The sequence below is a fragment of the Streptomyces sp. MK37H genome (genome assembly GCF_018035285.1).
GTDB lineage: Bacteria > Actinomycetota > Actinomycetes > Streptomycetales > Streptomycetaceae > Streptomyces > Streptomyces endocoffeicus.
Genome location: NZ_JAAAYH010000552.1, coordinates 1 through 4,886 on the forward strand (window position 1 = coordinate 1; position 4,886 = coordinate 4,886).

2 protein-coding genes are annotated in these 4,886 nt (G+C 72.3%); both read right to left on the bottom strand.

Annotated features, from left to right (window positions below; translation table 11 throughout):
- The coding region (locus tag GWI24_RS40315; RefSeq protein WP_210950987.1) for a type I polyketide synthase at positions 1-2,601 on the bottom strand (2,601 nt) is incomplete at its 3' end.
- 84 nt (positions 2,602-2,685) lie between these two features.
- On the bottom strand, positions 2,686-4,886 hold a 2,201-nt coding region (locus GWI24_RS40320), incomplete at its 5' end, for an SDR family NAD(P)-dependent oxidoreductase (RefSeq protein WP_210950988.1).

Below are 4,886 nucleotides of genomic sequence, written 5' to 3' on the forward strand. Positions count from 1 at the left end.
GTGGTCGCGGCGGAGGGTGCCGGTGGCGTGGGTGTTTGGGTTGGTTTCCTGGATGGCGGTGGTGAGGACGGGGTGGGGGCTGGTTTCGAGGTAGAGGGTGTGGCCGTCGGTCAGCAGAGTCCGCAGCGTGTCGTGGAAGCGGACGGGTTCGTGGAGGTTGCGGTACCAGTACTCGGCGTCGAGGGCCGCGCCGTCGATGGAGGTGGCGGTGACCGTGGAGTACAGGGGGATGTCGCCGGCGCGTGGGGCGATGGGTGCGGCGAGTTGGAGGAGTTGTTCCCGGATGCGTTCGACGTGGGGCGTGTGGGAGGCGTAGTCGACCGGGATGGTGCGGGTGCGCAGTCCGGCGCTCTCGGCTGCGGCGGTCACCTCGGCGAGCCCGCTCGGAGTTCCGGCGATGACGGTGGAGGTCGGCCCGTTGACGGTGGCGATCCAGACGTCGTCGTGGCCCGTCAGCAGCTCGCGGGCCTGGTCGGCGGAGGTGGCGAGGGAGGCCATGCCGCCGTGTCCGGCCAGCTCTTGGGCGATGAGGCGGCTGCGCAGTGCCACGAGCCGTGCGCCGTCTTCCAAGCTCAGCACACCGGCTACGCATGCGGCCGCGATCTCGCCCTGGGAGTGGCCGACGACGGCCGAGGGCTCGATACCGAACGAACGCCACACCTGGGCCAAGGACACCATCACGGCCCAGAGGGCGGGCTGGACCACATCCACCCGCTCCAGCACGCTTTCGTCCGAGGTCTCGCGCAGGACATCGAGGAGCTCCCACTCGATGTGCGGGGCGAGGGCCTGAGCGCACCGGTCGATGGATTCGGCGAACACCGCTGATGATTCGAGCAGTTCGGCGGCCATGCCGACCCACTGCGACCCCTGCCCCGGAAAGACGAACACCGCACCGGACGGCGGCTCCTCTGGAGCCACTCCGCTGACCACATGGGCGGCGGGTTCGCCGGTGGCGATGGCATCCAGCCCGGCCAGGAAGGTGCCCCGGTCGGCGGCCACGACCACCGCGCGGTGTTCGAGTGCGGCCCGGTGCCGTGCGAGCGTCCAGCCGATGTCGGCGAGGTGCCGGTCGCTCGTGGCCGCGAACGTCAGCAATTGCGCTGCCTGTGCTCGTAGCGCGGCCTCGGAGCGTGCCGAGATCACCCACGGCAGCAGACCCTCCGCGGGCGTGGATTCGGGTGCGGATTCGGGTGCGGATACGGGTGCGGTGTCGGCCGTCGGGACCGCTTCGAGGATCACATGGGCGTTGGTGCCGCTGACGCCGAACGACGACACCGCCGCGCGGCGTGCCCGTTCGGCCTCGGGCCACGGCGCGTTCTCCGTCACCAGCTCCACCGCACCGGAGGCCCAGTCCACATGCGGCGTCGGCTCGTCCACATGCAGGGTGCGCGGTACGACGTCATGGCGCATCGACATGACCATCTTGATCACACCGGCCACGCCCGCCGCGGCCTGTGTGTGGCCGAGGTTGGATTTCACCGAGCCCAGCAGCGCGGGGCGTTCGGCGGGCCGGTCCTGGCCGTAGGTGGCGAGCAGCGCCTGCGCCTCGATGGGATCGCCCAGCGCCGTACCGGTCCCGTGCGCCTCGATCACATCCACCTCGGACGAGGCCACGCCCGCGTCGGCCAGCGCCTCCTGGATCACCCGCCGCTGGGCGGGGCCGTTGGGCGCGGTGAGGCCGTTGGAGGCGCCGTCCTGGTTGACCGCGGTGCCCCGGATCACGCCGAGCACCTGGTGACCGTTGCGGCGGGCGTCGGACAGCCGTTCCACCAGCAGCAGCCCCACGCCCTCCGCCGCGCCCATGCCGTCCGCGGCGGCCGAGAACGCCTTGCACCGGCCGTCCCGGGCCAGCCCCTGCTGCTTGCTGAACTCGGTGAACAGATCCGGCGTGGACATCACGGCGACACCGCCGACGACCGCCATCCCGCACTCGCCGTTGCGCAGCGCCCGCACCCCCAGATGCATCGCCACCAGCGAGGACGAACACGCGGTGTCCACGGTGAGGGCCGGGCCGGTCAGCCCGAAGGTGTAGGCGATACGCCCGGAGACGACACTGCCCGCGACACCGGTCATGGAATGGCCCTCGACCTCCTCCGGGATCGCGGGCAGCCTGCTGCCGTAGTCATGGAAGCTGGCGCCGATGAACACCCCGGTCCGGCTACCGCGCAGCGACGCCGGATCGATGCCCGCTCGCTCGAACAGCTCCCAGGAGGTCTCCAGCAGCAGCCGCTGCTGGGGATCCATCGCGAGCGCCTCACGCGGCGAGATGCCGAAGAAGGAGGCATCGAACTCGCCCGCGGTGTGCAGGAATCCGCCCTCGGCGGTGTACGAGGTGCCCGGCCGCTCGCCGTCCGGGTCGACCAGCCCGGCCAGATCCCAGCCACGGTCGACCGGGAACCCGGAAATGGCGTCCCCGCCGCCTTCGACGAGCGCCCACAGCGCCTCGGGCGAGGCCACTCCGCCGGGGTAGCGGCAGCTCATCCCCACGATCGCCACCGGCTCGGCGGCCGCCGACTCCGCCACCCGCAGTTGCGTCCGCGTCTCCTTGAGCTCCGCGGTGACCCGGGTCAGATAGTGGCGGAGCTTGTGCACATCGTCCATGTCGGGGCTCCATGCGAAGAGTCGGCGGTGAGAGGTGGGTATGGCGGAAGGACCGGCTGGTCAGCGGGCCGGGCGGGAACGGGATCAGGAGATCCCGAACTCCTTCTCGATGTAGTCGAAGAGCTCGTCGTTGGTGGCCGCTTCGAGATCGTCGGACGTCACCGGCTCCTCGGCGGTGTCCACGGTCTCCAGGGCGTCCACGGCGGACCGGAGCAGCCGTCGCAGCCGGTCGGCGATCTCGGAACGGGCGGGGGCGTCGCTCGGCAGCGACACCAACAGCCGCTCCAAGCCGTCGAGTTCAGCGGTGCCGTCACCCGTGGCGCCGCCATCAGGGCCGTCGTCGATGCCGGTGAAGAGCTGTGCGTACAGATAGCCGACGAGCTCGGCCACGGTCGGGAAGTCGAAGATCACGGTGGCGGGCAGCCGGAGCCCCGTGACGCTCCCGAGCCGGTTGCGCAGCTCCACCGCCGTCACCGAATCCAGGCCGAGCTCCAGGAACGGCCGCCTGGTGCCCACGGCCTCGGCCGAGTCATGGCCGAGGACGGCGGCCACCTGGCCGCGTACGGCCTCGAGGAGCCGTCGTTCGCGCTCCTCGGGCTTCGCGTCGGCGAGCCGGTCGCGCAGGGCCGCCACCGTACCGCCCGTACCGACGCCGCCGCCCGGCGCCCCGGCCCCCGCACCCTCGACCGCGCCGAGCGCCCGCCGGGCCTCGGGGATCTCATCGAGGAGATGGCTGGGGCGGGCGGCGGTGTACGCGTGGGCGAAGCGGTCCCAGTCGATATCGGCGATCACCAGGGCCGTTTCGTCGTCCGCCAGTGCCGCCTCCAGCGCCAGGAGTGCCGACTCCGGCGGCAGCAGCGGTACGCCATGGCGCAGCCGCAGCTCGGTCACCGCGTCCCGTTCGGCCATACCGCCCTGCGCCCAGGAACCCCAGGCCACGGAGGTGGCCACCAGACCCTGCGCGCGGCGGTGGCGGGCCAGGGCATCCATATAGGCGTTGGCGGGCGCGTAGTTGCCCTGGCCCACCATGCCCACGGTGCCCGCCAGGGAGGAGAACAGCACGAACGCGGACAGCTTCAGGTCCCGGGTCAGCTCGTGCAGCCGCCACGCCGCATCGGCCTTCACCCGCAGTACGCGGTCCACTTGCTCGGGGGTGAGGGAGGTAATGGCGGCGTCGTCCAGGACGGCCGCCGTGTGGAACACCGAGGTCAGGGGGTACGCGTCCGGAATCGACGCCAGGAGCGCGCGGAGCGCGTCGGCGTCCCCGACGTCGCAGGCCGCCACGGTCGCCTTGGCCCCCGAGGCGGTCAGCTGGGCCACCAGTTCGTCCGCTCCCGGCGCGGTGTCCCCGCGACGGCTGACGAGCAGCAGATGCTCGGCGCCACGGGCCGCGAGCCGACGGGCCACCTGGCCGCCGAGGGCGCCGGTGCCACCGGTGATCAGAACCGTGCCCGGGCCAGGCGTCCAGCCGTCATCGAGCACATCGCCGAGGCGTGGCGCCCTGACGATACGGCGTCCGAGGGTCCCGGTGGCGCGGACCGCGACCTGATCCTCGTGGCCACCGGCGGCCAGTACGGCACACAGCCGGGCCGTCGCCCGTTCGTCCAGCTCCTGGGGCAGATCCACCAACCCGCCCCAGCGGGTGGCGAGTTCCTGCGCCGCCACTCGGCCCAGACCCCACACCAGCGCCTGCGCCGGGCCGGTCAGCGGATCGTGGTCGCCGACGGACACCGCGCCCTGGGTGACACACCACAGCGGCGCGAACAGCCCCGCCGCCTCCAGGCCCTGGATCAGCCGCAGGGTGCGGTGCGGCCCGGCGGCCTCGTCGCGGGCGAGCAGCGACAGCACGCCGATGACGGGTGCGGTGGTGTGCGCCGTGGTGTGTGCGGCGAGGGTGTCGGCCCAGCGGCGCGGATCGTCGGGCGCCACGACCACCGTCTCCACCGTGGCCCCGTGCCGGTTCACGGCCGTGGCGATCGCCTCGTACAGCACATCGCCCTTCTGGTCGGGGGCCAGGACGACGAGCCAGGTGCCGGACAGCGCGGGCGCGGTGGTGTCGGGCAGCGGCCTCCAGCCTTCGCGATACCGCCACGCGTCCATCGTGGACGACGTGCTCTGCCGTCGATGCCATGCCGACAGCGCGGGCAGCAGGGTCGTCAACTCTGCCCGCGATTCCTCCAGTCGCAGAGTCCGCGCCAGCCCTTCCAGGTCCTCGCGCTCCACGGCCTCCCAGAATCCGGTGTGCGGATCCGGGCCCGTCGCGTCGCCGACGCGGTGTCGGGCCG